The sequence below is a fragment of the Streptomyces sp. NPDC088157 genome (assembly GCF_044741545.1).
Taxonomy (GTDB): Bacteria; Actinomycetota; Actinomycetes; order Streptomycetales; family Streptomycetaceae; genus Streptomyces.
In genome coordinates, this window is record NZ_JBIUSU010000007.1 from 173,087 (window position 1) to 199,235 (window position 26,149).

At 72.4% G+C, this 26,149-nt stretch carries 23 protein-coding genes; 9 read left to right on the forward strand and 14 right to left on the reverse strand.

Features of this window, described 5'->3' with window-relative positions; all coding sequences use genetic code 11:
* Window positions 1–29: 29 nt before the first annotated feature.
* From ACIPFH_RS27690 to rsmI, 8 genes are all read right to left on the reverse strand, one after another.
* Window positions 30–1,835: an ABC-F family ATP-binding cassette domain-containing protein gene (locus ACIPFH_RS27690; protein WP_401830490.1), complete on the reverse strand. Its 1,806-nt coding sequence runs from the start codon at window positions 1,833–1,835 to the stop codon at window positions 30–32.
* 258 nt (window positions 1,836–2,093) lie between these two features.
* Entirely contained in the window at window positions 2,094–3,548 is a 1,455-nt protein-coding gene (locus tag ACIPFH_RS27695; protein ID WP_401830492.1) for a hypothetical protein, read from the reverse strand.
* 164 nt (window positions 3,549–3,712) lie between these two features.
* Complete coding sequence (locus ACIPFH_RS27700; RefSeq protein ID WP_401830495.1) at window positions 3,713–4,618, reverse strand: 4-(cytidine 5'-diphospho)-2-C-methyl-D-erythritol kinase; 906 nt, start codon at window positions 4,616–4,618, stop codon at window positions 3,713–3,715.
* Entirely contained in the window at window positions 4,615–5,559 is a 945-nt protein-coding gene (rsmA, locus tag ACIPFH_RS27705) for a 16S rRNA (adenine(1518)-N(6)/adenine(1519)-N(6))-dimethyltransferase RsmA (RefSeq protein WP_401830497.1), read from the reverse strand. Before rsmA ends, ACIPFH_RS27700 begins: the two co-directional genes overlap by 4 nt.
* Before the next feature lie 47 nt (window positions 5,560–5,606).
* A complete protein-coding gene (locus ACIPFH_RS27710) occupies window positions 5,607–7,148 on the reverse strand; it encodes a ubiquitin-like domain-containing protein (RefSeq protein ID WP_401830500.1) in 1,542 nt (513 codons plus the stop codon).
* Between the two features lie 112 nt (window positions 7,149–7,260).
* Window positions 7,261–8,151, reverse strand: coding sequence for a TatD family hydrolase (locus ACIPFH_RS27715; protein WP_401830503.1), 891 nt, complete (start codon window positions 8,149–8,151; stop codon window positions 7,261–7,263).
* Window positions 8,152–8,185: 34 nt separating this feature from the next.
* The gene (locus ACIPFH_RS27720) at window positions 8,186–8,605 is read right to left on the reverse strand and encodes a hypothetical protein (RefSeq protein WP_401830505.1); all 420 of its coding nucleotides are present in this window, start codon (window positions 8,603–8,605) and stop codon (window positions 8,186–8,188) included.
* Window positions 8,606–8,873: 268 nt separating this feature from the next.
* A complete protein-coding gene (rsmI, locus tag ACIPFH_RS27725; RefSeq protein ID WP_401830508.1) occupies window positions 8,874–9,734 on the reverse strand; it encodes a 16S rRNA (cytidine(1402)-2'-O)-methyltransferase in 861 nt (286 codons plus the stop codon).
* Window positions 9,735–9,829: 95 nt separating this feature from the next.
* Here rsmI and ACIPFH_RS27730 point away from each other — a divergent pair, with 95 nt between their 5' ends.
* The 3 genes from ACIPFH_RS27730 to ACIPFH_RS27740 all read left to right on the forward strand — a co-directional run bounded on the left by ACIPFH_RS27730 (window position 9,830) and on the right by ACIPFH_RS27740 (window position 15,158).
* Window positions 9,830–11,581, forward strand: coding sequence for a dolichyl-phosphate-mannose--protein mannosyltransferase (locus ACIPFH_RS27730; RefSeq protein WP_401830511.1), 1,752 nt, complete (start codon window positions 9,830–9,832; stop codon window positions 11,579–11,581).
* Window positions 11,582–11,704: 123 nt separating this feature from the next.
* Complete coding sequence (locus ACIPFH_RS27735) at window positions 11,705–13,342, forward strand: penicillin-binding transpeptidase domain-containing protein (protein WP_401830514.1); 1,638 nt, start codon at window positions 11,705–11,707, stop codon at window positions 13,340–13,342.
* 136 nt (window positions 13,343–13,478) lie between these two features.
* Entirely contained in the window at window positions 13,479–15,158 is a 1,680-nt protein-coding gene (locus ACIPFH_RS27740) for a penicillin-binding transpeptidase domain-containing protein (RefSeq protein ID WP_401830516.1), read from the forward strand.
* 67 nt (window positions 15,159–15,225) lie between these two features.
* On the opposite strand, the gene ACIPFH_RS27745 is transcribed toward ACIPFH_RS27740, so the two are convergent.
* A complete protein-coding gene (locus ACIPFH_RS27745) occupies window positions 15,226–15,588 on the reverse strand; it encodes an SsgA family sporulation/cell division regulator (RefSeq protein ID WP_401830519.1) in 363 nt (120 codons plus the stop codon).
* Between the two features lie 186 nt (window positions 15,589–15,774).
* Here ACIPFH_RS27745 and ACIPFH_RS27750 point away from each other — a divergent pair, with 186 nt between their 5' ends.
* The 6 genes from ACIPFH_RS27750 (at window position 15,775) to ACIPFH_RS27775 (ending at window position 20,814) form a co-directional block, all read left to right on the forward strand.
* On the forward strand, window positions 15,775–16,848 hold the full coding sequence (locus ACIPFH_RS27750) for an energy-coupling factor ABC transporter permease (RefSeq protein ID WP_401830521.1): 1,074 nt from the start codon (window positions 15,775–15,777) through the stop codon (window positions 16,846–16,848).
* A gap of 4 nt (window positions 16,849–16,852) precedes the next feature.
* Entirely contained in the window at window positions 16,853–17,614 is a 762-nt protein-coding gene (gene cbiQ / locus ACIPFH_RS27755) for a cobalt ECF transporter T component CbiQ (RefSeq protein ID WP_356263399.1), read from the forward strand.
* The gene (locus tag ACIPFH_RS27760) at window positions 17,602–18,378 is read left to right on the forward strand and encodes an energy-coupling factor ABC transporter ATP-binding protein (RefSeq protein ID WP_401830523.1); all 777 of its coding nucleotides are present in this window, start codon (window positions 17,602–17,604) and stop codon (window positions 18,376–18,378) included. The genes cbiQ and ACIPFH_RS27760 overlap by 13 nt, the downstream gene beginning before the upstream one ends.
* Window positions 18,375–18,842: a MarR family winged helix-turn-helix transcriptional regulator gene (locus ACIPFH_RS27765; protein WP_401830525.1), complete on the forward strand. Its 468-nt coding sequence runs from the start codon at window positions 18,375–18,377 to the stop codon at window positions 18,840–18,842. Before ACIPFH_RS27760 ends, ACIPFH_RS27765 begins: the two co-directional genes overlap by 4 nt.
* 261 nt (window positions 18,843–19,103) lie before the next feature.
* Window positions 19,104–19,559, forward strand: coding sequence for an organic hydroperoxide resistance protein (locus ACIPFH_RS27770; RefSeq protein WP_356263408.1), 456 nt, complete (start codon window positions 19,104–19,106; stop codon window positions 19,557–19,559).
* Between the two features lie 76 nt (window positions 19,560–19,635).
* A complete protein-coding gene (locus ACIPFH_RS27775; protein ID WP_401830528.1) occupies window positions 19,636–20,814 on the forward strand; it encodes a serine hydrolase domain-containing protein in 1,179 nt (392 codons plus the stop codon).
* Between the two features lie 50 nt (window positions 20,815–20,864).
* Here the strand turns inward: ACIPFH_RS27775 and ACIPFH_RS27780 are convergent, their stop codons facing one another.
* From ACIPFH_RS27780 to ACIPFH_RS27800, 5 genes are all read right to left on the reverse strand, one after another.
* Window positions 20,865–21,146 (reverse strand): DUF1876 domain-containing protein, encoded by a 282-nt coding sequence (locus ACIPFH_RS27780; protein WP_356263414.1) that lies wholly within the window; start codon window positions 21,144–21,146, stop codon window positions 20,865–20,867.
* A 67-nt stretch (window positions 21,147–21,213) separates the two neighbouring features.
* Complete coding sequence (locus ACIPFH_RS27785) at window positions 21,214–22,356, reverse strand: arylamine N-acetyltransferase (RefSeq protein WP_401830530.1); 1,143 nt, start codon at window positions 22,354–22,356, stop codon at window positions 21,214–21,216.
* Between the two features lie 89 nt (window positions 22,357–22,445).
* Window positions 22,446–23,291: an EamA family transporter gene (locus ACIPFH_RS27790; protein WP_401830532.1), complete on the reverse strand. Its 846-nt coding sequence runs from the start codon at window positions 23,289–23,291 to the stop codon at window positions 22,446–22,448.
* Complete coding sequence (locus ACIPFH_RS27795; protein WP_401830535.1) at window positions 23,288–23,614, reverse strand: YbaK/EbsC family protein; 327 nt, start codon at window positions 23,612–23,614, stop codon at window positions 23,288–23,290. The genes ACIPFH_RS27790 and ACIPFH_RS27795 overlap by 4 nt, the downstream gene beginning before the upstream one ends.
* A 238-nt stretch (window positions 23,615–23,852) precedes the next feature.
* On the reverse strand, window positions 23,853–26,069 hold the full coding sequence (locus ACIPFH_RS27800) for an MMPL family transporter (protein WP_401830537.1): 2,217 nt from the start codon (window positions 26,067–26,069) through the stop codon (window positions 23,853–23,855).
* Window positions 26,070–26,149: the final 80 nt, after the last annotated feature.

Consider the following 26,149-nt stretch of genomic DNA (forward strand, 5'->3'; position numbering starts at 1 on the left):
TGCCGTCGTTATGCGCCTTCACGCACCCTTCACGCGTCCTCGGCGAGTTCCAGCCACCGCAGCTCCAGCTCCTCGCGCTCCCCGGTCAACTCCCGCAGCTCGGCGTCCAGTTTCGCGACCTTCTCGAAGTCGGTGGCGTTGTCGGCGATCTGGGCGTGCAGCTTGGACTCCCTGTCGGAGACCTTGTCCAACTGCCGCTCGATCTTCTGGAGTTCCTTCTTGGCGGCGCGCTGGTCCGCGGCGCTCTTCTCGGTCACGGGCTTCGCGACGGCCGCCGGAGCCGAGGCGGCCGCGGTCTCCTCCATCCGCTGCCGGCGCTCGATGTACTCGTCGATGCCCCGCGGGAGCATCCGCAGGGCGGCGTCGCCGAGGAGGGCGAAGACCCGGTCCGTCGTCCGCTCGACGAAGAAGCGGTCGTGGGAGATGACGATCATCGAGCCGGGCCAGCCGTCGAGGAGGTCCTCGAGCTGGGTGAGGGTCTCGATGTCGAGGTCGTTGGTGGGCTCGTCGAGGAAGAGGACGTTGGGCTCGTCCATGAGGAGGCGCAGGATCTGCAGGCGACGGCGCTCACCGCCCGACAGGTCCCCCACCGGCGTCCACTGCTTGTCCTTGTTGAAGCCGAACGTCTCGCACAGCTGCCCGGCGGTCATCTCGCGGCCCTTGCCGAGGTCGACGCGCTCCCGCACCTGCTGCACGGCCTCCAGGACCCGCAGCCCGGGGTCGAGTTCGCCGACCTCCTGGGAGAGGTAGGCGAGCTTGACGGTCCTGCCCACGACGACCCGGCCGGCCACGGGCTGTACCTCGCCCTCGGTGCGGGCGGCCTCGGCCAGGGCCCGCAGCAGGGAGGTCTTGCCGGCGCCGTTGACGCCGACGAGGCCGATGCGGTCGCCGGGGCCGAGGTGCCAGGTGATGTGCTTGAGCAGCACCTTGGGGCCGGCCTGGACGGTGACGTCCTCGAGGTCGAAGACGGTCCTGCCGAGGCGTGAGGAAGCGAACTTCATCAGCTCGCTGCTGTCGCGGGGCGGCGGCACGTCCTTGATGAGCTCGTTGGCGGCCTCGACGCGGAACCGCGGCTTGGACGTCCGCGCGGGGGCTCCGCGACGCAGCCAGGCGAGCTCCTTGCGGACCAGGTTCTGCCGCTTGGTCTCCTCCGTCGCGGCGATACGCTCACGCTCCGCGCGCGCGAAGACGTAGTCGGAGTAGCCGCCCTCGTACTCGTGGACGTCGCCGCGCTGCACGTCCCACATGCGCGTGCAGACCTGGTCCAGGAACCAGCGGTCGTGGGTGACGCAGACGAGCGCGGAGCGGCGCTCGCGCAGGTGCCGGGCGAGCCAGGAGATGCCCTCGACGTCGAGGTGGTTGGTCGGCTCGTCCAGGACGATCAGGTCCTGCTCCTCGATCAGCAGCTTGGCGAGCGCGATCCGCCGGCGCTCACCGCCGGAGAGCGGGCCGATCACGGTGTCCAGGCCCTGCGGGAACCCGGGCAGGTCGAGCCCGCCGAAGAGCCCGGTGAGCACGTCCCTGACCTTGGCGTTGCCGGCCCACTCGTGGTCTTCCATGTCCCGGATGACCTCGTGCCGGACGGTCGCGGTGGAGTCGAGCGAGTCGTGCTGGGTGAGAACGCCCAGGCGTACCCCGCCGGAGTGCGTGACCCGGCCGGTGTCGGCCTCCTCCAGCTTGGCGAGCATGCGGATCAGCGTGGTCTTCCCGTCGCCGTTGCGGCCCACGACGCCGATCCGGTCCCCTTCGGACACGCCGAGCGAGATGCCGTCGAGGAGCGCACGGGTCCCGTACACCTTGCTGACGTTCTCGACATTGACCAGATTGACGGCCATTTCTCTCCTGCCCGGGGGGTCGATCGACCCTCCAGGGTAATCCGGCGGCGCGTGGCGCCACTCAGCCCGTCCGGGGACGGCCCGTCCGGGGGCCCGGGGAAGCCCCCCAAGGGGACCCCTCGGGGCCGCAGCGCGAGCCCCGCCGCGGGAACCCCGACGGCGGAGGCCTCCGACGAACGGACGCGCGGGGCGCACGCATCGCGCGGACAGGCTCGTGAGCGTCGCGCACGTCGGCCGTCCCAGCGCGCCTGCGAGCGCTCACGCCCCCTGTTCCCCGATGTCGGCCGGTGCATCGCCTGCGGCGGCGGCCGGTTGCGCGCCCCCGGCGGACACTCCCTCGCGCACGCCTTCACGCGCCCCTCCCCGCACGCCCTCACCCGACTCTTCCCGCACGCCCTCACCCGACCCTTCCCGCATGCCTTCCTCGTACCGCCACATCGCCCGCATGAGGTCGCCGTCCGGCCATCCGTCGGGGTCGAGGGGCAGAAGCCGGCGTTCGGCCTCCACGCAGCGTGGGTCGCCGCGCCGCGCGAGCCCCCAGGCGGCGTGCACCCGGGTCTCGCGCAGCTCGTCGTCGCCGAGACCGGCGAGCACGTCGGTGAGACCGGGCGCCTGCGCCGTGCAGCTCGCCAGCCAGTAGGCCGTCCGTTCGCGCACGGCGGGATCGGGATCGCGCGCCAGCGCGTAGACGGTCGCCAGCTTCCCGGGCGGCACGGGCGTGGGCCCGAACGGCAACAGGTCGGGCACCTCCCTGCGCACCCGGGGGTCGGGATGCCCGGCGTACGACAGAGCGACGGCCTCGCACTCCGCGATGCGGTCGGGGTCCTCCTCCCCGCCCTCGCTCAACCCGGACAGCACCATGGCGAGCACCTCGGGGTCGCGTTCCTCCAGGGCCCAGGGCAGGAACACCTCGGACGCGGGTTTCTCGACCACGGCCGACCGTCGCCCGCTCACGGCGTCGGTCATGGTCCCGAACCCCATGACGAGACAGCGAAGCACATCCGCGGCGAAGACACGGCGGAGCCGGTCGGGGTGGTCACGCAACGCCTTGGCCGCGGCCCAGGTCTCGGCGTCCTGACGCCGGGCGAGGTGGATGACGACGTCGGACCAGGCGCCGTGGTCCCGGTCCGGGCGGCTGAGGGCTCGCAAGACCAGTTCGTCGAACGGCGTACGGATCCCGAAGCGCTCCTCGAGCTGGGTGAGGACGCCGGGGTGGCCGTCCCACACGGTCTGCCCGCCCAGCGTGTACCGCTCGTAGCCGGAGGACCAGGAGTCGTTCCGCACGCGTCCTCGCTCGGCCGGCCCGGTCGCTCCCGTCCTGCGCCGCAGCTCGGCTGCGAGGTCCGCCTCGGCCCAGTACCGCGCGCGGGCCAGCAGGTCGGCACGCGTGTCGGCGTCGAGGCGCACGGGTTCCGGCAGCAGCGTGCCGGTCATCCAGGAGCAGCCGCCGTCCACCGCCCGCGTCAGCGCGGTGTCCCCGCCCGGCAGCCCGGGGTCCCCGCCCGGCACCCGGGCCAGGGGGCGCAGCGGATCGGCTCCTGCTTTGACCAACACCTCGGCGACCGGTTCGTCGTAGGCCGCCACGGCCACGCAGAGCAGCGGAACGCCGTCGGCCGGGTCACAGGCGTTCGCGTCCTCCACGCCGTCGATCAGGTGGTAGACGGCTTCGACGTCCCCGCGCCGCACGGCCGCGACCAGATCGGCCGACCCCATACACGTTCCTCCCAGCCCGGCTCCCCGGTGGTACCGGCCGGGGGAGCCTAGAGGGCACGGGCCACTCGGAGCAGCCCGATTTCCGGCGACCCGATGTCCGGCAGCCGAATGACTCGTTGTCCGGCAGCCCGATGTCCGGCAGCCGAATGACTCGTGCAGTCGGACTACCGCGCGCCCCCGACGACGGTCGCCCCCGGCGCCGGTCCCGCCGCCACCCGCACGTCCTTGCAGGTGCCCGAGACGCGCAGCGCCTCCGCGATCTTCACCGCCGCGTCCGGGTCGCGGGCGAGGTGCGCCGTGGTCGGACCGGAGCCCGAGACGAGGGTGGCGAGGGCGCCGGCCGCCCGGCCGGCGGCGAGGGTGTCGGCGAGCTCGGGGAAGAGCGACAGCGCGGCGGGCTGGAGGTCGTTGGAGAGGGTGGCCGCGAGGGCGTCGGGGTCGCCCTCGGCCAGGGCGTCGAGGAGGTGCCGGGAAGCCACCGGCTCGGGGACCTCCCGGCCCTCCGCCAGCCGGTCGAACTCCCGGAACACCGCCGGCGTCGACAGGCCCCGCTCGGCCATCGCGAACACCCAGTGGAAGGAGCCGCCGGCCTCCAGGGCCGTCAGCCGCTCGCCCCGCCCGGTGCCGAGGGCCGCGCCGCCGACCAGGCTGAACGGCACATCGCTGCCCAACTCGGCGCAGATGCCGAGGAGTTCCTCGCGGGAGGCGCCGGTGCCCCACAGCGCGTCGCAGGCCAGCAGCGCACCCGCGCCGTCGGCGCTGCCGCCCGCCATGCCCCCGGCGACGGGGATGTCCTTGGCGATGTGCAGGTGCACGTCGGGCGTACGGCCGTACCGCTCGGCCAGCGCGATCGCGGCCCGCGCCGCCAGGTTCGTACGGTCCAGGGGGACCTGGCCGGCGTCCGGGCCCACGCAGGTGACGCGGAGCCCGTCGGCGGGGGTCACGGTGACCTCGTCGTACAGACCGACCGCGAGGAAGACGTTCGCCAGGTCGTGGAAGCCGTCCGCGCGGGCGGCGCCCACCGCGAGCTGCACGTTGACCTTGGCGGGCACCCGTACGGTGACGCTCACTCGGAGTCCTTCCGCTTCGCGGATCCGAGGGGCGCCGGGGTCTCGAGGGGCGCGGGCGAGTCGGGCGACGTCTGCGGAGGCGGCGCGGCCTCGGCGATCCGGGCGAACTCCTCGACGGTGAGGGCCTCGCCGCGCGCCTGCGGCGAGACGCCGGCCGCCACGAGGGCCGCCTCCGCGCGGGCCGCGGATCCCGCCCACCCGGCGAGCGCGGCCCGCAGGGTCTTGCGGCGCTGGGCGAACGCCGCGTCGACGACCGCGAAGACCTCGCGCCGCGACGCCGTGGTCCTGATCGGCTCGGTCCGCCGCACCAGCGACACCAGCCCGCTGTCCACGTTCGGCGCGGGCCAGAAGACCTTGCGCCCGATGGCGCCGGCCCGCTTGACCTCGGCGTACCAGTTGGCCTTCACGGACGGCACGCCGTACACCTTCGAGCCGGGCCCGGCGGCGAGCCGGTCGGCGACCTCCGACTGGACCATGACGAGGGTGCGTTCGATGCTCGGGAAGGTCTCCAGCATGTGCAGCAGCACGGGCACGGCCACGTTGTACGGCAGGTTCGCGACCAGCGCGGTCGGGGCGGGGCCGGGCAGCTCGGTCACGCGCATCGCGTCGGAGTGCACCAGCGCGAAGCGCTCCGCGCGCTCCGGCATGCGCGCCGCGATCGTCGCGGGGAGCGCGCCGGCCAGGACGTCGTCGATCTCGACGGCCGTGACCCGGTCGGCGGTCTCCAGCAGCGCCAGGGTGAGCGAGCCGAGCCCCGGGCCGACCTCGACGACCACGTCGTCGGGCCGGACCTCCGCGGTGCGGACGATACGGCGGACCGTGTTCGCGTCGATCACGAAGTTCTGGCCGCGCTGTTTGGTGGGACGCACGCCGAGGACCGCCGCCAGCTCACGGATGTCGGCGGGGCCCAGGAGGGCGTCGGGGGCGGGGCTGGTACTCACGGGACAAGGGTACGGGGGCGCACGGACACCGTCCGCCGCCGCACCTCTCACCCGTGCAGCCGCGTCCCGCAGTGCGGCCAGGGACTCGCCCCGCGTCGCACGTACAGCTTCTTCGCGCGGAGCGTCTGCTCCGCCGCCGGGGCGTCCTGAGGCCGTCCGCTGCCGCCGAGGCTCTGCCAGGTGCGGGTGTCGAACTGGTACAGCCCGCCGTACGTGCCCGAGGGGTCGACCGCGTTCGGCCGGCCGCCCGACTCGCAGACCGCGAGGCTCTGCCAGTCCAGGCCGTCGGCGCCCCGCACGGACGCCGGCAGCGGCTTCGTCCCGACCTTCACCACCTGCTCGCGGGGCTCGCGCACGACCTCGTCGCGGATCCGCCGCGGTGTCTGCCGCACGCCGTTGACGGTGCGCAGGGAGTACGTGATCCGCCGCAGCCCGGGCTGCCCGGCGCGCTCCACCACCTCCGTGCCCTTGAACAGCGAGGCGTCGTCGGAGCGGCGCACCTGGAACGGGATCTGCTCCTCCCGCACCTCCTGGGTGCCGGTGATCCGCAGCACGGTCACCGTCTGCCCGTCGCGCGGGAAGCTGCCGGGCGCGACGGACGTGGTGTCCTGCCCGCGCAGGGTGATCCCGGCCGCCTCCACCGCCTCGTGCACGGTCGCCGCGTTGGTGCGGACGGTGCGGGCCCGGCCGTCGGCCATGACCGTGACCGAGCGCTCGGTGCGCACGTCCAGCGCGAGCCCGGCGCGTCCGATCCGCTGGGAGCGCGAGACGGACATGTACGCGCCCTCCGCGCGCACCCCGAACTGCCGGAGTGCCTCCTCCACCGTGTGCGCCGTCGTCCACACCTCGTGCCGGTGGCCGTCCAGAGTGAGCCGGACGGGCCGCCCGTAGTGCACCGCGACCTCGTCGCCGCTGGCGAGGTCGGTGCCGGCGGCGGGCACGACCACGTCGTGCCCGCCCACCCGTACGCCCTCCTCCGCCAGGAGTTCGGTCACGTCGTCGGCGAACGTGTGCAGGGTGCGCGGCTTGCCGTCGACGGTCAGCTCGACCGCCTTGTCCTCGGCGACGAACGCGGTGGTGCCGCCGGCCAGGAACGCGACGACCAGTGCCTGCGGGAGCAGTCGGCGCATCGTGGACTCCGGGCGCTCGGCGGAGCGCGTCCTGCGCCGACGCGCGGCCCGCCGTCCCGCCTCCTGCCGGGGAAGCGGCGACAGCCGGGGCAGCACCGGACCGGAGAGCCGGACCGTCTCGGCGTAGGGGGCGGTCCCGGCCGACTGGACCGGCTCGGCGAACCGGGCGGTCCCGGTGAGCCGGACCGTCTCGGCGAACCCGGCCGGCTCGGGGAGCTGGACCGGCTCCGGGAGCTGGACCGGCTCCGGGAGCTGGACCGGCTCGGGGAGCTGAAGGGTCTCGGGAGGCGGGGGCGGCGCCTCGTACGTCTCGTACGCCTCGTACGCGGGCCGGTACGTGTCGTCGTACGTCCCGGGCGCCGCGTACACGCCGTACGCGATCGTCTCGGCGTTGTGCAGGTCGACGTACGGCTCACCACCGCCGTACGGCTCGTAGTCGAGGTACTGCGAGTTGCTCACGCCGACGCTCCAGGGGAGGGGTCCGGATCGGGCCCCCAGAACCTAGCGGAGCGACGGTCACTCTCCAAAGTGGCGCGGCTACTGAGAGTTGTGTTCGACGAGGGACGGGTGATCAGTAGCCGAACGCGCGTGCGGTGTTGGCGGCGAGTGCGGTGGCCAGGGTGTCCTCGTCGATGTCCCGTACGGCTGCCATGGCGCGCACGGTGACCGGCACGAGATACGGGGCGTTGGGCCGTCCGCGGTAGGGCGCCGGGGTCAGGAAGGGGGCGTCGGTCTCCACCAGAAGCAGTTCCGGCGGGGCCACGGCGACGGCGTCCCGGAGGTTCTGGGCGTTCTTGAAGGTGACGTTGCCGGCGAAGGACATGAAGTATCCGGCGCGGGCGCAGATCTCGGCCATCTCGGCGTCGCCGGAGTAGCAGTGGAAGACGGTGCGCTCGGGAGCGCCCTCCTCCTTCAGGACGCGCAGGACGTCCGCGTGCGCGTCGCGGTCGTGGATGACCAGGGCCTTGCCGTGCCGCTTGGCCATCTCGATGTGGGCGCGGAAGGAGTGCTCCTGGGCCTCCTTGCCCTCGGGGCCGGTGCGGAAGTGGTCGAGTCCCGTCTCGCCGACGCCCTTGACGTGCGGAAGCGCGGCGAGGCGGTCGATCTCCGCGAGCGCCTCGTCGAGCGCCCCGGCGCCACCCGGCGTCCGCGCGCCCTGCCGGGACCAGCCGTCGGGGTCTCCGTGCACGATGCGCGGCGCCTCGTTCGGGTGCAGGGCGACCGCGGCGTGGACGCTGTCGTGGACCGCCGCCGTCTCGGCCGCCCACTGGGAGCCCCGTACGTCGCAGCCGACCTGGACGACCGTCGTCACACCGACCGACGCGGCTTTCGCGAGGGCCTCCGACACCGTGCCCGACTGCATGTCGAGGTGGGTGTGGGAGTCGGCGACCGGTACCCCGAGAGGGGCCGGGAGCGGCGGTGCGGCGCTCTTGGCGGCGCGTTTGTCGGCGTTCGAAGGCATGCCCCGATCCTACGGAAGGGGCTCGCCCTCCCGGCTAGCTCGCCTTGCGGAACGGGTGCAGGAGGTCGGACAGGTGCCAGTGGTGCTGCGGCTGTCCCTCGACGCGCGTCCCGGGCTGCTCCTCGGCCGCCGTCACCGGCGCCTCCGCCGGTCCGGCCGGGGGCGCCTTGTGCTGACGGGCCGCGCTGAGCACCGAGGAGACCTGCCCGGCCGCCATGATGCGCACGACGTGCCCGTCGCAGTTGTGGCACGCGGGGCGGCTCAGCGGCGACGGCACGACCCGGCCGTCCGCCACGTAGAGGACGAACTCGTGGCCGTCGGCGTCGATGTGGTGCTCTATCTCGTAGGCCTGCTCCCAGCCGTGCCCGCAGCGCATGCAGGCGAAGGAGTACGACTCGTTGACGACGGCGCTCGCGCCGCCGCGGAGGCCGGTCTGCCCTGTGATCTCACTCATGACCGCTCCTGTGGTCCGCCGGTGGGACGGTTGAAGTCCCGTCATCCAGTGGACGCCTCCCCCTGGGCGAATGCACTCGACCTGTGCACTGTTGAAGCCGATTTGGGCGTCCCTTGCCCCAACGCCCGCAGCCCTTTGCCCGCACATGGGGCGCACGCTCAGACGACATGCGCCCTGCTCAGAGGGGGTGTGAGCCCCTTCACACCACCGGGGCAACAGCCGTCACAGCGTCCGGGCGGCGACCGTCACGGCATCCCGGCGCAGGCGGTCACGGAGCTCCGGCGTTCTTCGCCGCCACCACCGCGTCGAACACGTCCCGCTTCGGCAGCCCCGCGTCCGCCGCCACCGCCGCGATGGCCTCCTTGCGGCGCTCGCCCGCCTCCTCGCGCACCCGCACCCGCCGTACCAGCTCCGCCCCGTCGAGCTCCTCGGGCCCGCGCTCGGGCGCCCCGGTGACGACGACGGTGATCTCGCCGCGCACGCCCTCGGCCGCCCACTCCGCCAGTTCGCCGAGCGGGCCGCGCTTCACCTCCTCGTACGTCTTGGTCAGCTCACGGCACACGGCGGCCCGCCGGTCCGTGCCGAACACCTCGGCCATCGCGGCGAGGGTGTCGTCGAGCCGGTGCGGGGCCTCGAAGTACACGAGGGTCCGGCGTTCCTCCGCGACCTCCCGCAGCCGGGACAGCCGCTCCCCCGCCTTCCTCGGCAGGAACCCCTCGAAGCAGAACCGGTCGACGGGCAGCCCGGACAGGGCCAGCGCGGTGAGCACCGCCGACGGGCCGGGGACGGCCGTGACCCGGATGTCCTGCTCCACGGCCGCGGCGACCAGCCGGTACCCGGGGTCGGAGACGGACGGCATCCCGGCGTCGGTGACGAGCAGCACGCGCGCGCCGCCGACCAGTTCGGCGACCAGCTCGGGGGTACGGGCGGTCTCGTTGCCCTCGAAGTAGGACACGACCCGCCCCTTGGGCGTCACGCCCAGCGCCTGGGTCAGCCGCCGCAGCCGGCGCGTGTCCTCGGCGGCGATGACGTCGGCCCCGGCCAGCTCCTCGGCGAGCCGGGGCGGGGCGTCGGAGACGTCGCCGATGGGAGTACCGGCAAGGACGAGGATTCCGGGCGTAGCTGTCACGTTTCCATCCTCGCAGGGCGGGCCCCACTCGATCGACCAGGCCGGTTGGGGCCCATGCACGGGACTCACACAGACCTGTTCCCTACGATGGCGCGGTGACCAGTACCGCGTCCTCCATGGACTCCACGGACTACCGGCAGGGCCCGACGCCGCCCGATCAGCGGCCGTCGTGGCAGCAACGGCTGCGCCGTTTCGGATACACCGCGGAGCCCTCCGCCGACGTCCGGGAGCGGCTGGTGCCGCCGTTCGCGCAGCCCAGCCCCCGGTTGTGGCAGGCGCTGGGCCTCCCGCCCCGGTGGACGGACCGGATCGCGCGCTGGTCGTCCTGGGGCGGTCCGCTGCTGGTCACGCTGCTTGCGGGCGTGCTGCGGTTCTGGCACCTGGGCAGCCCCAAGGCGGTGATATTCGACGAGACGTACTACGCGAAGGACGCGTGGGCGGTCGTCCACCGGGGGTTCGAGGTCAACTGGGACAAGAACGCCAACGACGTCATCCTCTCCTCGGGCGGGCACGTGACGATCCCGACGGACGCGGCGTACGTCGTGCATCCGCCGGTCGGCAAGTACGTGATCGGACTGGGCGAACTGATCTTCGGGTTCGACCCGTTCGGCTGGCGGTTCATGACGGCGGTGCTCGGCACCCTCAGCGTCCTGCTGCTCTGCCGGATCGGCCGCCGGATCTTCCGCTCCACCTTCCTGGGCTGCCTGGCGGGCGCGCTGATGGCGGTCGACGGGCTCGCCTTCGTGATGAGCCGCACCTCGCTGCTCGACGGCGTGCTGATGTTCTTCGTGCTGGCCGCGTTCGGCTGCCTGGTCGTCGACCGGGACAGGGCGCGCGAGAGGCTCGCCGCCGCGCTCCCGTCGGACGTGGACGGCCGCTGTCGTCCCGACCCGCACATCGCCGAGACGACCGGCCTGGGGTGGCGGCCCTGGCGCTGGGCCGCGGGCCTGATGCTGGGCCTGGCCATCGGCACGAAGTGGAACGGCCTGTACATCCTGGTCGCGTTCTGCCTGATGGCGGTGTTGTGGGACGCCGGCTCGCGCAAGGTGGCGGGCGCCCGGCACCCGTATCTGGCGGTGCTGAAGCGCGACACGGGCCTCGCGTTCCTGGCCACGGTCCCGGTGGCGCTGGTCACCTACCTGGTGTCCTGGACGGGCTGGATCCTGTCCGCCACCGACGGCAAGGGCGGCTACTACCGCAACTGGGCGGCCACCGATGGCAAGGGCGGCAACTGGACCTGGCTGTTCCCCGACTGGTGGCGCAGCCTGTGGCACTACGAGCACGAGGTCTACGAGTTCCACACCCACCTCACCTCGCCGCACACGTACCAGTCGAACCCGTGGAGCTGGCTCGTCCTGGGCCGCCCGGTCTCGTACTTCTACGAGTCCCCCGCCCCCGGCACGGACGGCTGTCCGGCCGACGCGGGCGAGAAGTGCGCCCGTGAGGTCCTCGCGATCGGCACCCCGCTGCTGTGGTGGGCGGCCTGCTTCGCGCTCCTGTACGTCCTGTGGCGCTGGCTCTTCCGACGCGACTGGCGTGCGGGCGCGATCGTCTGCGGCGTCGCGGCCGGCTACCTGCCGTGGTTCATGTACCAGGAACGCACGATCTTCCTCTTCTACGCCGTCGTCTTCCTGCCCTTCCTGTGCCTGGCGGTGGCGATGATGATCGGCGCCCTCGTCGGCCCACCGGGTTCCAGCGACACCCGCCGGGTGGCGGGAGCCACGGGCGCGGGCGTCCTCGTCCTGCTCATCGCCTGGAACTTCATCTATTTCTGGCCCCTGTACACCGGCCAGGCGATCCCGATCGACGACTGGCGTTCACGTATGTGGCTGGATACGTGGGTCTAACGATTGCGGAAACTCTCGCTCCGTGAGCCGTCCTTTCCGCTTACTGTGACCCTGAGCGCAACTTTCTGAACACGTTCAGAAAGGCCCGCGAGGGCAGCGGCGGGGTCAACGGGGAGGATGCACATGCGCAAGGGGGCCAAAGCGGCCGTAGTCGGCTCGGTCTTCGCGGTGATGGTGGGCGGGGCGGGATACGGGGCCTTCAACTTCGTGAACGCGCTGAACGGGGGCGGGAACGGGGGCGACGGGTCGGCGGGCAGCGAGCCGGCCGTCGTGAAGACCGGGCCGCCCAGCGGGTCCGAGGTGAAGGACACGAGCAGCAAGTTCTTCGCCGCCTGGGAGAAGGGGCAGGCCGCCGCGGCCGCCGACCTCACCAACAACGCGGCGAAGGCCGAGCCCCTGCTGACCTCGTACGGCCAGGCGGCGCACATCACCGGAGTGAAGATCACACCGGGCGCGGCGGTCGGTGACAGCGTGCCGTACAGCGTCAGGGCGACCGTGTCGTACGACGGGAAGTCCAAGCCGCTCGCCTACAAGAGCCGGCTGACGGTCGTACGGGGCGTCACCACAGGGAAGGCGCTGGTGGACTGGGAGCCGTCGGTCGTCCATCCCGGGCTGAAGTCCATGGACGACACGCTGGTCACGGGCGCGTCGGCGGCGCCGCCGATCGAGGCCGTGGACCGTGACGGCAAGGTGCTGACGAAGGAGAAGTACCCCTCCCTCGGGCCGATCCTGGACGAGCTGCGCGCCAAGTACGGCGAGAAGGCGGGCGGGACGGCCGGCATCGAGCTGGCCGTCAGACACGCCACCCCGGACACCGCCGACACACCGCTGCTGCCCCTCGCCGAGGGCAAGGCGGGCAAGCTGCCCACCACCCTCAGCGCGAGCGTGCAGGCGGCCGCCGAGAAGGCGGTGCGCAAGTACGCCCAGTCGTCGGTGGTGGCCGTCAAGCCGAGCACCGGAGAGGTGCTGGCGGTCGCCAACAACCGGACGGACGGCTGGAACGCCGCTTTCCTGGGGGAGGTGGCGCCCGGCTCCACGATGAAGATCATCAGCGCGGCGACCCTCATCGACAACGGGCTCACCACCGCGAACGGTCCCGCGCCCTGTCCGCCCTCGGCCGTCTCCGAGAGCCAGACCTTCAAGAACATCACCGACATGAAGCCGGACGAGAACGCGACCCTCTCCGAGAGCTTCGCCCGCTCCTGCAACACGGCGTTCGTGAAGTTCGCGGACGAGGTGAAGGTCGACTCGCTGACCGCCGAGGCCAAGGACCGCTTCGGGATCGGCCTCGACTGGCAGACCGGCATCCCCTCGTTCGACGGCTCCGTGCCGGCCGCCGGAGGACCGGACACCGCGGCCGGGCTGATCGGCCAGGGCCAGGTCCAGATGAACCCGCTGAACATGGCGTCGGTGACGGCGACCGCGATGACGGGCGCCTTCCGGCAGCCGGTGATCGTGCCGCTCAGCCTCGACGGGCGGACGCCGGCACACGCGCGTGGCCTGTCGTCGAGCACCGTTCAGCAACTGCGCTCCATGATGAACCGCACCGCGACCAGCGGCACCGCGGCCCAGGTGATGGCCGGGCTGAGCGGCCGGATCGGCGCGAAGACCGGTTCCGCCGAGGTCGACGGGCAGAACAAGTCCGACAGTTGGTTCACCGGGTACCGGGGGGACGTCGCGGCCGCCGCGATGACCCAGGACGGCGGGCACGGCGTCGACGCGTCCGGCCCGATCGTCGTGGACGTGCTCCGGGCGGGCTGAACCGTCGGGGACGGTGGCTGACGTCACACGTGACGTCACCCTCACAGCGCGGGACTCTAGTGTGGTTGCCGTCGTTGGGGTCGGTGAGGGCAGCGGGGCTGGGGGGAAAGCCCCTGGGGATCCGGAGGATCTGGCAGTGGGCAAGAGAAGGCGCGTCGAAGAGCGGCGCAGTAAGCGGCGCCCCGCCGTGGTCGGCGGCATGATCGCCGTCGTGGTCGGCGGGGCGGGGCTCGGTGTCTACGCGCTGTACGGCGGCGGAGCGGCGGCCGACGAGGGGTCGGCCGCGGCCGCCAACGGCAGGCAGGTGCCCAGGGTCAGGGCCGACCCGCCGTCGGCGACCGAGGCGAAGTCCACGGCCGCACGGTTCCTGTCGGCCTGGCAGCAGGGCAAGGTGACCGGGGCGGCCGCCGCCACGGACGACTCCGCGGCCGCCACCGCCCTCCTGACCGGCTACACCAAGGACGCCCGCATCACGGGCGTCACCCTCACCGCCGGCACGCCCAGCGGCACCAAGGTCCCGTTCTCCGTGAAGGGCACGGTGAAGTACAAGAGCGTCAGCAAGCCGCTCGCCTACGACAGCGCCCTCACCGTCGTCCGCAACCCCGAGAACGGCAAGGCGCAGGTCGACTGGCACGCGTCCGTCGTCCACCCGGACCTCCAGGACGGCGACACGCTCGTCACCGGCGAGTCCGGCACCCCGCCCGTCAAGGCCGTCGACAGCAAGGGCGGCGAGCTCACCGTCGCCAAGTACCCCTCCCTGGCACCGGTCCTGGACGGGCTGCGGGAGAAGTACGGCAAGAAGGCGGGCGGCAAGGCGGGCGTGGAGCTCCAAGTCGTCCGCGGCAAGGCGTCGAAGGCGAAGAAGGCCTCCGACAAGACGCTGCTGGAGCTCAGCAAGGGCACTCCGGGCACCGTGCGGACCACGCTGAGCCCCACCCTCCAGGCGGCCGCCGAGCAGCAGGTGGCGACGACCGCGCGCTCCTCGGTCGTCGTGATGCGCCCCTCCACGGGCGAGATCCTCGCGGTGGCGAACGCCGGTCACGGCTTCAACACCGCGTTCAACGGCTCGCTGGCGCCCGGCTCCACGATGAAGGTCATCACCTCGTCGCTGCTCATCGAGAAGGACCTGGCGTCGGCGGACAAGGCGCATCCCTGCCCGAAGACGTTCAGCTACGGCGGCTGGAAGTTCCACAACGACGACGACTTCCAGATCACCGGCGGCACGTTCAAGGCGAGCTTCGCGCGCTCCTGCAACACCGCTTTCATCAGCCAGGCGCCCGAGTTGAGCAACGACAGCCTGACCAAGCAGGCGCAGCAGGTGTTCGGCCTGTCGATGAACAACTGGGCCATCGGCGTCCCGTCCTTCGACGGCTCGGTGCCGGTGCAGTCGGCGGCCCAGATGGCGGCGTCGCTCATCGGCCAGGGCGGGGTCCGGATGAACCCGCTGAACATGGCGTCGGTCGCCTCCACCGTGAAGGCGGGCGCCTTCCACCAGCCGTACCTGGTCGCCCCGTCCGTGGACGACCGCACGCTGGCGACGGCCTCGCGCACGATGTCGTCGTCCACGCTGTCGCAGCTGCGGGAGCTGATGAACTACACCGCCGCGGCCGGCACCGCCGCCGAGGCGATGTCCGGTCTGGGCCCCGACTACGGCGCCAAGACGGGCTCGGCGGAGGTCGACAACCAGGACAAGCCGAACGGCTGGTTCACCGCCTACCGCGGCGACCTGGCGGCCGCGGGTGTCGTACAGGCGGGCGGCCACGGCGGCGACACGGCCGGACCGATCGTGGCGTCCCTGCTGCGGATGGGCGGCTGACACCCCGACCGGACCGGAACCCCTCCGCGGCCGGTGCCGGGCCCACGAGTGTCAACAACGCTCGTGATCAATACACCTGGTGGGTGACGGGCTGCTGCGCCGTCGCCATGTAGGTGCGGCGCAGGAACCGCAGCAGCGTCCTCGACTCGAACTGGACCACCGAGACGCCGTGCGCGGAGTGGAACTCGACGACGGCCTGCACGCGCCCGCACGGCCAGACCCGCACCTCGCCGGTGCCGGTGGGGGCGCGCAGCCCCTGTTCGAGGAGGCTGCGGGAGAACGTCCACTCGCGGCGGTCGGGGAGCCCGACGCGTACCGACCGGGGTTCCTCGGGGTCGTAGCGCAGGACGACGGGTACGGCCGTGTCTTCCTCGGCTCGGTCGGCGTCGGTGACGATATGGGCTCGCGCGTACTGTTCGACTACAGACATCGACCGGCCCTCTCACGCAGGGTGACCTGTGCGGAAGCTGTAAATCCGCTCTCCCTCCAATGTCGCATATTTTGCGGATTGCGCTTCCTCGCACCGGCATATCTCACGCGTGCGAGAGGCAGCCACCCTGATCGACGAGCTTCTCGCTCTTGCGAACCATTCGCATTAAGCCACTATCATCGTCGGGTGCACGTACCCGACGGATTCATCAACGCCCCGACCTCCGCCGTGACCGGAGTCGTCGCCGCCGGCGCCATCGCCGTGAGTCTGCGCGGCGCGCGGCGTGAGCTCGACGACCGGACCGCGCCGCTGGCCGGCCTCGTGGCGGCGTTTATCTTCGCCGTGCAGATGCTGAACTTCCCCGTCGCGGCGGGGACCAGCGGGCACCTGCTCGGCGGCGCGCTCGCCGCGATACTCGTGGGCCCCTACACAGGGGTCCTGTGCGTGTCCGTCGTCCTGTTGATGCAGGGCATCCTCTTCGCCGACGGCGGACTGACCGCGCTCGGCGTGAACATCACCGACATGGCGATCGTGACGACGATCGTGTCGTACGCCGTCTTCCGCGCCCTGGTGAAGGTGCTGCCCCGCGGTCGCCGGTCCATCACGGCCGCGTCCTTCGTCGCCGCCGTGCTGTCCGTGCCCGCCGCCGCCGTGGCCTTCACGCTCCTGTACTGGATCGGCGGCACCACCGACGTGGCGATCGGCAAGGTGGCCACCGCCATGATCGGCGTGCACGTGCTGATCGGCATCGGCGAGGCCGTGATCACGGCACTGACCGTGGGCGCCGTCATCGCCGTACGGCCGGATCTCGTCTACGGCGCGCGCGATCTGCGGCAGAAACTCCAGCTGCGGGTGCACGGCGAACTCGTCGACGCCCCGGCGGCCGAGGGGGCCCCGGCCGGCGCGCGCCCGGCGCCCGTGGCGGCGCGCACCTCCCGGCGCACGCTGTGGTTGACCGGTCTGGTCACCTCCCTCGTCCTGGCCGGTTTCGTCAGCTTCTACGCCTCCGCGAACCCCGACGGCCTGGAGAAGATCGCCGCCGACAAGGGCATCGACAAGAAGACCGGGGCGCACGCGTCCGCCGACTCCCCGCTCGCCGACTACGGCGTCAAGGACGTGACGAACGCCCGCCTGTCCGGTGGTCTCGCGGGGGTGATCGGCGTCGGCACGACCGTCGTCGCGGGCAGCGCGGTGTTCTGGGCGGTGCGCAGGCGCCGGGCGGGCGACGACGTGTCGCCCACGGCCGTAGAGGGCGTCTGACGTCATGGGCGCGGGGCACGCGCACCGGCTGTACCGGCACGGGCACTCGCCCGTGCACGGCCTGCCGCCGCACACCAAGCTCGCCGCCGCCTTCGCCTTCGTGGTGGTCGTGGTGTCGACACCGCGCGAGGCGATGTGGGCGTTCGGCCTGTACGCGCTCCTGCTGGCCCTCGTCGCGCATCGCGCGCGTGTGCCCGCCGGTTTCCTGCTGAAACGGCTCCTGATCGAGGTGCCGTTCGTCGCGTTCGCGGTGCTGATGCCGTTCGTGGCGCAGGGCGAGCGGGTGGACGTCCTCGGCCTGTCGCTCAGCGTCAACGGGCTGTGGGGCGCCTGGAACGTCCTCGCGAAGGGCACCCTGGGTGTCGCCGCCTCCGTGCTGCTGGCGTCCACCACGGAGCTGCGTGAGCTGCTTCTCGGGCTGCAACGGCTGCGGCTGCCCCCGCTGCTCGTGCAGATCGCGTCGTTCATGATCCGCTACGGCGACGTCATCACCGACGAGATGCGCCGCATGCGGATCGCACGGGAGTCGCGCGGGTTCGAGGCGCGGGGCGTGCGGCACTGGGGGGTGCTCGCGAAGTCGGCGGGCGCGCTGTTCATCCGCTCCTACGAGCGCGGGGAGCGCGTGCATCTGGCCATGGTCAGCCGGGGGTACGCCGGTTCGATGCCGGTGATCGACGAGGTGACCGCGTCTCGGGCGCAGTGGTCGTACGCGCTGACCCTCCCGTTCGCCGCGCTCATGGTCTGCGTGTTGGGATGGGCCCTGTGACTGACGCCGTGACGCCTTCGCCCTCCCTGGAAGTGGCCGGTCTGGCCTTCGCCTACCCCGACGGCCACCAGGCCCTGTTCGGCGTGGACTTCGCCGTCGCGCGAGGCGAGCGGGTCGCGCTGCTCGGGCCCAACGGCGCCGGCAAGACGACCCTCGTGCTGCACCTCAACGGCATCCTGACGGGCGGCGCGGGCACCGTGACGGTGGCCGGGCTGCCCGTCGGCAAGCAGCACATGGCCGAGATCCGCCGCAAGGTCGGCATCGTCTTCCAGGACCCGGACGACCAGCTGTTCATGCCGACGGTCCGCGAGGACGTGGCGTTCGGACCGGCGGCGGCCGGGCTGAGGGGGGCGGCGCTGGAGGCGCGGGTGGACCACGCGCTCGCCCAGGTCGGCATGGCGGAGTTCAAGGACCGTCCGCCGCACCACCTGTCCTTCGGCCAGCGCCGCCGGGTGGCCGTCGCGACGGTGCTCGCGATGGAGCCGGAGATCCTCGTCCTGGACGAGCCGTCCTCCAACCTCGACCCCGCCTCTCGCCGCGAACTGGCCGACATCCTGAGGTCGTTGGACGTCACGGTGCTCATGGTCACGCACGACCTGCCGTACGCCCTGGAGCTGTGCCCGCGGGCCCTGATCCTCAGCGAGGGTGTGATCGCGGCGGACGGCCGGACCGGCGATCTGCTCGCCGACGACGCCCTCATGCGCGCACATCGCCTGGAGTTGCCCTTCGGGTTCGACCCGCGCTCGGCAACAATGGGCGCGTGACGAACGAGGCACCCCCCGCCGCCGGCACGCTGCTCCTGGACGAGCAGCTGTGCTTCGCGCTGTACGCGGCCCAGCGAGCGGTGACGGCCGCGTACCGGCCGCTCCTGGACGAACTGGGGCTCACCTACCCCCAGTACCTCGTGCTGCTGGTCCTGTGGGAGCGCGGTGAGACGACCGTCAAGGAGCTGGCGTCGGCCCTGCGCCTCGACTACGGCACGATGTCGCCGCTGTTGAAGCGACTGGAGGCGGCGGGGCTGGTGCGCCGGGAGCGCTCGGCGCGGGACGAGCGCTCCGTGCTCGTCGCGTGCACCGGGCGCGGTGAGGAGCTGAAGGGGCGCGCGGAGGGCGTACCCGGCGATCTGCTCGCGTCGACGGGGCTGGAGGCGGCAGAGGTCACGCGGTTGCGCGAGGACCTGTGGAGGCTCGCGGAACGGGCGCAGGGCGCGGCGGACCGCACCCGCTGAGGCATCCACCCGGGCCCGGCATCGGCTCCGCACATGAGCCCATCCACGTCCGCACATGAGCCCACTCACGTCCGCGCATGAGCCCACTCACGTCCGCGCATGAGCCCGCCCGCGAGGCCGCCGGTGCGCCCGTCCCGGGGCTTACCGTTGGCCGCAGCTGAAGTTACCCGCGGTTACTACCCCCTGGTAGACACACATCGACCTACCGGCGAGTACCTTGTGCACGATGTAATTGGGCAAGATTCTGGGGGAGGTCCCGCCGTGACCGAAGGCACCGCCGTCGACACCGTCGACACCCGTCCGACGAAGATCACGTACGTCGCCGAGGCGACCGCGCACGGTGGCCGCGACGGGTTCGTGACCAGTCAGGACGGCCAGATCGAACTGAAGGTGGCGATGCCGCCGGAGCTGGGCGGGGACGGCAACGGCACCAACCCGGAACAGCTCTTCGCGGCCGGTTACAGCTCCTGCTTCCACAACGCGCTGATCCTCGTCGGCAACCGCGCGGGCTTCGACCTCGCGGGGTCCACGGTGGCGGCGAAGGTCGGGATCGGCCCGAACAAGCACAAGGGGTACGGGCTGGCCGTCGCGCTCAGCGTCTCGCTCCCCATCCTCGACCCGGAGCTCGCCGAGAAGCTGGTCGACGCGGCGCACCAGGTGTGCCCCTACTCGAACGCCACACGCGGCAACATCGACGTAACGATCATTCTCGGCTAGCGGCACGAAGGAATCGCAGGCTCCGTGGGGGCGTTCCCCCAGGAGTTGAAGGCGGTCTTCGAGAGGGCGTGCGGGCGTGAACGTGAGCGGTGCGGTGGCCGAGGGCTTCGAGCCGGTCCGGGACGCGTTCGTACGGAACTTCGAGGTGCTCGGGGACCGGGGCGCGGCGGTGACCGTCTACCGGGACGGGCACAAGGTCGTCGACCTGTGGGGTGGCACGCGGGACGTGGACGGCGCGGCCGGCGCGGCGCCCTGGGAGCAGGGCACCGCGCAGATCGTGCGCTCGGCGACGAAGGGTGTCGCCGCCGCCGTGCTCCTGCTGCTGCACCAGCGCGGTGAGCTCGACCTGGACGCGCCCGTGGGGACGTACTGGCCGCAGTACAAGGCAGCCGGCAAGGAGCGGACACTCGTCCGGCACCTGCTCGCGCACCGCGCGGGCGTACCCGTCCTGGACCGGCCGCTGACGCCCGCCGAGGCGGCCGATCCGGACCTCGGCGCGGCGGCGGTGGCGGCGCAGACGCCGGCCTGGGAACCCGGGACGGACCACGGGTACCACGCGCAGACGTACAGCTGGCTGACCGGCGAGCTGGTCCGGAGGGTCACCGGGCGGACCATCGGCGAGTGGGTCGCCGACGAGATCGCCGGGCCGGTGGGAGCCGACCTGTGGCTCGGACTGCCGCAGGCGCAGCGCGCGCGGGTGGGGCGCGTGGGGCAGGTGGACGCGCCCGCGCAGAAGGGGGCGTTGAAGACCCGGCCCAAGCCCGCCGTCACCGCCGCCTACGCCGATCCCGCCTCCCTCACCCGCCGCGCCTTCGCCGCGATCACCCCGCTCCCCGACGAGAACGACCCGGCCTACCGGGCCGCCGCACTCCCCGCCTCCAACGGCATCGCCACCGCCGACGGCCTGGCCCGCTTCTACGCGTCCCTGATCGGCGAGGTGGAGGGCGGGACGAGGCTGCTGCGCCCGGAGACGGTGCGCCTGGCACGTGGCGAGCAGTCGTCGGGCCCGGACCGGGTGCTCGTCGTGAACACCCGGTTCGGCCTGGGTCACATGCTGCACGGAGCCGCGTCCCCGCTGCTGTCCCCCACCTCATTCGGCCACCCGGGCCGCGGCGGCGCGCTCGGCCTCGCCGACCCCGAGTCGGGCATCGCCTTCGGCTACGTCACCAACGGCTTCAGGACCAGCGTGACGGCCGACCCGCGCGCCCAGGCGCTGCTGCGGGCGCTGCGGACGGCCACGACGTCCCTGGGCTGACCCGCGGACCTGCCGACCGCTGCCGCCGCCGGCTTGCCGACCGCTGCCGCTCACACGTTGATCGAGTGCGACCTGCGGCCCGAGTCCTCGTCGATCTCCACATGGGCCTTGGTCAGCAGCTGCATGGCGATCTCGTTGAGGGCGCGCGCGCCGGCGATCTCCTCGCCGACCCGTGGCTGGTCGACGTCCACGTTGTGCCGGGTGGCATGCCCGTGGGTCCTGATCTCGGTGCCGTCGGGCAGGCGCACCATCGCGACCGCGCGCGTGTGCCGGCCATCCTCCTCGAACTCCAGCTCGACATGCCATCCGACAGTGGTGTGCGTAGTGGTCATTGGGAGTCACCTCCGGAAGTCCTCATTCCAGAGTGCTCCCGACAGCGGGCGGACGCACCCAGTCGGCTCAGGGCAACAGGCGCGTCCCGTCCGGTACGGCGATGCCGAACCGCTCGTCGAGGACCCGGCGCACCTCCGTCTCGTCCGTGAGCTCGCGCTGCTCGACGGTGCCGTCCGCGTGGCTCTCGGTGAGAAGCGGGCCGTCGAGCAGGAGGTGGCCGTCGGGGGTGACGCGCTGGACGTAGGCGCGGCGGTTGAACGGTGAACGGGGGTTGGTCGCGATGTGCCAGTTGATCACCTCGTAGTCGGGCCGTTCGAAGGGTTCGAGCGTGAAGGCGTACTGCGCCTGCCAGGCTCCCTCCTCGGACATCCCGGAGGCCCCGTCCGTCCTGGAAGCCCCGTTCGTCCTGGAAGCCCCGTCGGCACCGGACGCCCCGTCCGCACCGGATGCCCCGGAGGCCCCGTCCGCACTGGACGCCCCGGAGGCCCCGGAGGCCCCGGAGGCCCCGTCCGCACTGGACGCCCTGTCCGCCCGGTCCGCCCCGTCCGCACTGGACGCCCCGTCCGCCCGGTCCGCCCCGGAGGCCCCGGCTGCCCCGGAAGCCCCCTTCGCCCCGGAGGCCCCGTCGGCACCGGAGGCCCTGGCGGCTCCGTCGGCCCCAAGCCCCCCGCGCGCCTGCAGTACCCACAGCTCCAGCGGACCGCGGTGCGGGGCGTGGACGAGGCGATGGCGGCGGCCCGCGGCGTGGCACTCGACGTTCGTGGTGAGCGGAACGGGTTCCAGCAGGGCTCCCGGGGCGCCGAAGCCGACGTCGGCGAGGTACGGCCGCGGGTCCGCGGGGACCTCGACGAGGAGCGCCATGTGGGTGCGGGGCCGCTCCTCGAACCGCTGGGCGCCGACGACGACCCGCGCGGTCAGCAGGGTCACGCCGAAGCCCAGCGCCTCCAGGACGGCCGCGAACAGCGTGTTGTGCTCGTAGCAGTAGCCGCCGCGCCGGCCCCCGCGGACCAGCTTGGCGATCAGGTCCCCGGGAGCGAGCGAGGGGACGGTGCCCCGCAACGGGTCCAGGTTCTCGAAGGGGATGGCGCGGCTGTGGGCCAGATGCACGCCCCGCAGGGTCGCCGCGTCGGCACGGCGGTCCCCCTCCCAGCCGATCCGCCGGAAATACGCGTCAAGCTCGCCCGGGGCGAACGGCGTGGTCTCGAACATGATTCACCCTAACCAGCCGGGCCCCGACCGGCCTCGGTCACCTCCGGGACGCGGCTCACGCGCCGGTCTCAGGACGTCGGGAAAGCGGCTCAACCGGTGTGCAGCATCAGCCCGATGCCGACGACGAGCAGCCCGGCGGCCACGAGGCGGGGGGCGCCGAACCGTTCCTTGAAGAACAGGGCGCCGATGGCCGCTCCGACGATGACCGACGATTCCCGCAGCGCGGCGATCGGCGCCAGTTCGGCCCGGGTCTGTGCCCACAGGACGAGGGCGTACGCGAGGACGGACAGCGCGGAGCCGAGGAGGCCCAGGGCGGCGAAGGGGCGGAGGCCGGCGACGGCCCGTCCGCGCCAGCGGTGGACGGCGTACGCCGGGATGACGACCCCCTGCACGGCCATCAGCCAGCCGATGTACCCGAGAGAGGATCCGGAGGCGCGGACGCCGAGCCCGTCGATGACCGTGTACGCGGCGATGGTCACCCCGGTCGCCAGCGCGGCCCCGATCGCCGCCCAGTTCGGCCGCCCGCCGCGCAGTCCCCACAGGGCGACGCCGGTCAGCCCCGCGCACGACAGCGCGACACCGGCGGCCGCCCAGCCGTCCGGCACCTCGTGCGCGAAGACGGCGGCGAGGACGGTGACCACGAGCGGCGCGGAACCGCGCGCGATGGGATACGCCTGTCCGAAGTCGCCGAGCCGGAACGACCGCATCAGCAACACGTAGTAGGCGATGTGGACGACGGCGGAGGACAGCAGGTACGGCCACGCGCGGGCCGCCGGGAACGCGGTGAACGGCACGAGCGCCAGCCCGATGAGCATGCCGCCACCGGCGATCAGCGTGAACCCGACGAGCTTGTCGGTGATCCGGTGGGCGATGGCGTTCCAGCAGGCGTGGGTGCTCGCCGCCAGCAGGACGGCCGCGGTGACCAGCGGGGTCACGCGGTGTGCTCGCGCACGTCCACCAGGGTCGCGTCGGCGTGCCGGACCAGGTCCTGGGGCGCCATCGGGAAGACGACGTGCGGGTTGCCGGCGGCGGCCCCTACGACGGCGTGCGCGAGCAGGTCGCGGTCGGCCGGCACCCGCGTCCGCGTCCGGTGCCCGAAGGGCGGCACGCCCCCGATCGCGTACCCGGTGGTCTCCCGTACGACGTCGGCGGCGGCCCGGGTCGCCTCGGGGAAGCGGCGGACACGACTGTTCAGCTGGTCGAGGCCCAGGTCGTGCAGCGCCTCGGCGAACCGGGGGTGGGCGGCTGTCGTCGTCATGCACGGCACGCTAGCGGTCGGTGTATGGGGCAGGCGAACGAGTTGTCCGCATCCGGGGCCGGGGACGGCGGCCGGGATGTGCGCCCACTCCGCGGGAGGCCGGTGTTCCGACCGCCCACTCCGCGGGAGGCCGGTGTTCCGAGGCGCGGCGCGCGGCGCGCGGCCGCGAAAAAAGAAGCCGGTGAGGGCGCCCCGTCCCCACGGAGCCCTCACCGGCGGTCTTCGGTGGACGGGTGGGTCAGGCGCGTACCAGTTCCCGGTCCTCGTCGCCGTCCCCGGACGAGGCGGCCTCGTCCTGGGCCCGCAGACCCTCGCCCTCGACGTCCACGTTGGGCAGGGCGCGGTCCAGCCACTTCGGCAGCCACCAGGCCTTCTTGCCGAGCAGTGCCAACACCGCCGGCACGATCGCCATGCGCACGATGAACGCGTCGAAGAAGACGGCGATCGCGAGACCGAAGCCGATCATCTTGATCATCGACTCGCTGGAGCTGATGAAGCCGCCGAAGACGGCCATCATGATGATCGCGGCGGCGGCCACCACCTTGGCGCTGTGCCGGAAGCCGGTGACGATGGCCTGGCTCGGGCTCTCGCCGTGGACGTACGCCTCCCGCATCCGGGTCACGAGGAACACCTCGTAGTCCATCGCGAGACCGAAGACCACGCCCACCATGAAGATCGGCATCATCGACATGATCGGGCCGGTCTCCTCGACGCCGATCAGACCGCTGAGCCAGCCCCACTGGAAGACCGCGACCACGGCGCCGATCGCGGCGAGCACGCTGAGCAGGAAGCCGAGGGCCGCCTTCAGCGGGACCAGGATGGAGCGGAAGACCACGATCAGCAGCAGGAAGGCCAGGCCGACCACCAGTCCCAGGTAGGGGATCAGCGCGTCGTTGAGCTTCTGCGAGAAGTCGATGTTCATCGCGGTGGTGCCGGTGACCAGCACCTGCGCGCCCGTGTCGGCCCGGATGCCGGCGCCCTGGTCACGGATGGCGTGCACCAGGTCCTCGGTCTGGGTCGAGGAGGGCTTGGAGTCCGGGATCACGGTGATCGTCGCGGTGTCGCCGGCCTTGTTGAACATCGCCGGGGTGACCGTCACGACGTCCTCGAGCTTTTTGATCCCGTCGGTCACCGTGGTGGCCGCCGCCTTGGGGTCGTCGCTGTTGCGGGCGTCGACCACGATCATCAGGGGGCCGTTGAACCCGGGGCCGAAGCCCTCCGACAGCAGGTCGTACGCCCGGCGCTGGGTCGTGGACGTCGGCTGCGAGCCGTCGTCGGGCAGGCCCAGTTCCAGCTGGGTGGCCGGGACGGCGATCGCGCCGAGACCGACCACGCCGAGCAGCAGCACGGCGGCCGGACGGCGGATGACGAAGCTCGCCCAGCGGACGCCCAGGCCGGGCTTGCCCTGCCCGCTCTTCTCATTGGCCGGCCTGCGCTTCTCGCCGGTCGCCCTGACCTTCTTGCCCGCGTACCCGAGCAGCGCCGGGATCATGGTCAGCGCGATGAGGACGGCGACCACGACCGTGCCCGCCGCCGCGAGGCCCATCTTGGTCAGCATCGGCACGTTGACGACCGAGAGGCCCGCCAGTGCGATCACGACCGTGAGTCCCGCGAAGACCACCGCCGAGCCGGCCGTGCCGGTGGCGCGGCCGATCGCCTCCTCGCGGTCGCGGCCCTCGGCCAGTTCGCTCCGGTAACGGGAGACGATGAACAGCGCGTAGTCGATACCGACCGCGAGGCCGATCATCAGCGCGAGGGTGGAGGTGGTGTCGCCCAGGTCGAGCGCCTTGGCGAGGACGGTGATCGTGGAGACGCCGATTCCGACGCCGATGATCGCCGTCAGCAGCGGCAGTCCGGCCGCGACCAGTGAACCCAGGGTCATGACGAGGACCACGGCGGCGATCGCGAGACCGATGACCTCGCCGACCGCACCGGGCTCGGCGGCGGCCTGGAGGGCGTCGCCTCCGACGTCGACGGTCAGTCCGGTGTCCCGGGCCGCGTCCCCGGCCGCCTCGAGGGCGTCCCTGGTCGTGTCCGTCAGCTCCATGCCGGGGGCGTCGTACTTCACCGACGTGTAGGCGACCGTTCCGTCCTTGCTCACGGCGTTGGTCGTGAACGGATCGGTGACGGAGAGGACCTCGGAGCCGTCGCCCAGCGTCTTGACGGTCTTCTGGACGGTCGCCCGGTTGGCGGCGTCCGTCATCTTCTGGCCCTCGGGCGCCTTGAACACGATGCGCCCGGTCGCGCCGTCGGCGCTGGCTCCGGGGAAGCGCTGTTCCAGCAGGTCGAAGGCCTTCTGGGCCTCGACGCCGGGGATGGAGAAGGAGGTCGATCCGGCGGCGGGCGCGGAGGCGGCGCCGACGCCGGCGAGGGTCAGCAGCGCCACCCATATCAGGGCGACGAAATGGCGTCGCCGAAAGGCGAGCCGGCCGAGCTTGTAAAGGAACGTGGCCACGGAGGCGTACTCCCGGTCAGGTCGTGTGTGTGGGGGCCGGCATTCCTGCACGGGCCCCAGGGGCAGGGTTGACCAACCCG